The 3,889-nt window shown below is 44.3% G+C and carries 4 protein-coding genes; all 4 read right to left on the reverse strand.

From position 1 onward, the window contains the following. Window positions 1-759, reverse strand: a 759-nt coding sequence (locus ACWVCM_RS12775; RefSeq protein WP_455202142.1) for an efflux RND transporter permease subunit, incomplete at its 3' end; no start/stop codon positions are given. 23 nt (window positions 760-782) lie between these two features. Continuing rightward, entirely contained in the window at window positions 783-1,874 is a 1,092-nt protein-coding gene (locus ACWVCM_RS12780) for an efflux RND transporter periplasmic adaptor subunit (protein ID WP_455202143.1), read from the reverse strand. A 317-nt stretch (window positions 1,875-2,191) separates the two neighbouring features. Next, window positions 2,192-2,500, reverse strand: a complete 309-nt coding sequence (locus ACWVCM_RS12785; RefSeq protein ID WP_455202144.1) for a PilZ domain-containing protein — start codon at window positions 2,498-2,500, stop codon at window positions 2,192-2,194. A gap of 244 nt (window positions 2,501-2,744) precedes the next feature. After that, window positions 2,745-3,889, reverse strand: a 1,145-nt coding sequence (locus tag ACWVCM_RS12790; protein WP_455202145.1) for a LysM peptidoglycan-binding domain-containing protein, incomplete at its 5' end; no start/stop codon positions are given.

Here is a 3,889-nt window from a genome sequence, read left to right on the forward strand (position 1 = left end):
AAGTTGGGCAACTTCGTCAGCATTACGGAAGTAGGTTCCAATCTGTAATACAAGTTCTTTGTTGGCATTTATCGTTTTTGCATTGTTGCTGGACTGGTTGGCCCCCTGTAATGCCATTTTTAAATCGGACAGTGTTAAGTCATAAGCAGCCAGCCTGTCGATATCGGGAACGACATGAACTACATGATCAACGGCACCAATGGAATAAATATCGCGTGTGCCTTTGATCCTTTTTAATTCCACTTCCAGCGTATGAGCAACCTTTTGAATATCATAGCTTGTCACATTTGGGGATTTGCTCCATAAAGTAAGCGCTACGATAGGGACGTCATCAATTCCCATAGGTTTGATGAGTGGCTGTTCTATACCAAGATTTTTCGGTAGCCAATCCTGGTTGGAAAAGATAGCGTTATACAAACGCACAATAGCCTGGGTACGATCTTCGCCCACTTTAAACTGGACAGTTAATACTGCCATTCCAGGCCTGGATACGGAGTACACATGTTTGATACCCTGGATTTCCGATAAAACCTGTTCGGCAGGCGTGCTTACCAACTGCTCCACTTCTTTGCTGGACGCACCGGGAAAGGCAACAAATACATTGGCAAAGGTGACATTAATTTGCGGTTCTTCTTCTTTGGGAGTAACTAATACTGCAAATACACCCATTAACAAGCCTACCAGTGCGAGCAGTGGTGTTAACTCGGAAGTTAAGAATGTTTTGGCAATTTTGCCGGAGAAACCAAGATTGTTGTTCATTAGCGTGGTTCTTCTCGTTGGTTTTATTGGTTAGATTTTTCTTTGAGAAAAATACCAGCACGTACCGGGTCCAGTGCTACTGATTCCCCGGAGTCCAGGCCGGCGAGGATATCAACGGTATTGTCGGTATTGATTTTTCCAAGCCGAATTTGGCGTAATGAAACATCGTTGTCTTTAACAACATAAACGGCCTGAAGTTCGCTGCGTCTTATAATGGCTTGCAAGGGCAGGCGCATTTTCTGCGCTTCGCCGGTAGTAAACTGTATTTTAACCAGGTGGCCGGGATATATGCCTTCCGGCACTGAAGGCAGTTTTACACGGACTTTGTAAGTATGAGTATCAGGGTCGGCTTCAGGGTAAACGGTAATCAGGCTTGATCGTAGAGGTTCCTGATCTTGTCCGGTGATGATTATCTGTGCTTCTTTCGCAGCACGAATCCGGGTAACCATTGATTGAGGTATGTACGTAACGGCGCGTAATTCATTTAATGAAAAACCGGTAAGCAGAGGTTGTCCTACCTTGGCCATTTCCCCAAGTTCAACATGACGTTCGGCCACAACACCAGAGTAGGGTGCTTTCACTACAGTATATTTCAGTTGTTCCAGTGTTTCCTTCACCTTGGCTTTTGCTGCACTGAGACGCTGCGTGGCTGCCTTGAGTTCTGCCTCAGCTTTATCGAAGGCAGATTTGGAGACCAGCTTTTTTTCGTAAACGCCTTCGATTCGATTGAATTCGGACAGTGCAACGTTATATTGCGCTTCTGCTTCACTGACATTGGCTTCCAGGCCGGATAGTCGTGCGCGGGTAGCTGCATCGGTAATTCGAACCAGAACACTGCCTTTTTTTACAAAGTCATCAACATCAAAATTGATTTCACTGATTCGACCACTGGTTTCCGATGAAACCGTAGCGCGTCGAACAGCTTCCACACTGGCATCGAAAGACTGGTAAGTAGGATAAGGCTTATATTGTGCTGTATAGACATCAAATGGCAGGTCAGCAGCGTTTGCGCTACTTATAATACTGACAACACTGATGGTAGTAGCGAGTATTGTTAGGAATGGACTGCGGTTTTCTGATTTCATAGTGTTGCCTCGCAAATAATCAGTATTCATAAAGGAAGCCTTTCGACAGACAATAATAATTCAAGCGATGGTACGCTGGGGAATACTAGCCCTTAACCTGTCGCGACTTTCTTATTCCGTAAAAAATAAATGATTCAAATCGACGTTACGCCAATAATACAACATAATATTAGAATATACTAATACACGTTTTTTCCTTTAATACCGTTATTGTAGCCAAAAATGCCAAGGCTAAGTACTTGAACAATTGGACAATTATTGAACCAGCAGGATTCTGTAGTCAGTTACAGAGGATCATTTACGAGGGAATAATGCTGTAAGAGGGTAAATGAGATGGAAGTATCGTTCTATTTTTGCGATTTAACCTCAGTGAGCTTACAGGAGACATCGAATTGATGCTCAGTTTTTTTCACACACCGGGTTACAACACCTTTCGCCGAAATTTCCGGCACCAGGCGGTTCGTGCCTGGTTTGGTCATTATGGAAATAGCAACGTCATCGCTTAATTGTTCTTTTGTTTGCATTAGCAGGCCAGTTGCAGACATGTTGCTTAGAATAGCCACTTGCCATTTTTTCGAACTACCAATACTGTACAAAACCGGACACTCGGTGTCGATCCGAGGGAAAACCCGTTTGTCTTTGTTTGCTTTTTCCATTCCCGTTACCCGTTGGTAAGGCCAACGTATCCTGTATATAGTTTTAGCACTGGAATAACGCGAAGAATTTGTTCGTGTCTCCATTTAATCTATTATCGACCGCATTAACGATAGATTAAATGTTCTACAACGTTGATAGGCAGCTAAGCCGCTAAGGGGTGCCGATTCCAGTCAACACTAGTATAGAGGAAATCCAGTAGACATTACCCACTCTGTCATTATTTATACAGAGCGGGCGCTTATTCTAAGAGTTTGCTGCTTTAGAGGCAACGGTTTTACCGGCAGAGTCTGGCTGCACGGATTTGTTATCATTAGTACGTTGCTCAATTTTCGGGAAAGTAATAATGGTGCCCGGTCTTACTTTATCCATATCCAGGTCAGGGTTGTATTGACGCAAGAGCCAAATAGGAATCTTGTAAGTTCGTTTGGTCAGTTTCCATACTGATTGGCCGCGACGAATCTTGTGCTTGTCTGAACCGGTAATCTGGTATTGTTCAAAAAACTCTTCTTGTAAGGCGCGATGATACGCGATGCGCTGTTCCTCAAATTCTTCCGGTGTTACCTTGGTAAATTTTAGTTTCAATCGTTTACCAACTACAACGGGTTTGCCGTAACGCATGCGGTTAATGCGGCGTAAATTACTGGCGCGCAATTGTAACCATTCCGCGTAGTGACCCAGGGTTTCCGCGGCCTGCACTTCAATGGTTTTGTTTTTTGAAACTGAATAATCTGTGGGATCCGCCAAAAGCTCGGTTTGTGATTCCGAAATTGCAGCATCACCAATGGATTCGCCTGGGTCGTTCAGGGCTTCTTCATCAGCGCTCATGACGCTATTACCGCCTTCTTCACTCGCAGGGGATTTTTTGACAGAGATCCCTAGTACTTCAGGTGAAATGTTTGCCATCAAAGAAGGTTCTTCTTCAATTTGTGAGCTTTCGCTTTCAGTAGCGTCAGCCGCTTCAGTGTCACCGCTTTCGGTAGTGATTTTTTCCTCTTCATCAGCCACGACAATTGTTTCATCGGCAACCTGTTTTTTGGATTCTTCCATGGACTGCTCGGATGGCTTGCTGTCTTCGGCGTCGGAAGCTGCAGAACTGGGTGTTTTTATTACCTTGCCTTCATCGGATAAGTTTTCACTGCTAGCGGCGGCAACAATAACTTCGCCTTTATTATCCTGCTCACTATCAGATGGGAAAGGATCTTCGGTTTTAGGCAGTTTTAGTTCTTTTGGTACTTCAGGTTCACTGGATTTTTCCAGGATGAGTTTTTGACCCGGGTAGATTCGGTTCTTATTACGAATATTGTTGAGTGCTAAGAGCTCTTTTGGATCTTTGCCAAACATTCCGTATAACCACGGCGGAGTGATTGCCGCCTTGCCGACCTCTTTGG

Source organism: Kaarinaea lacus (assembly GCF_975902315.1).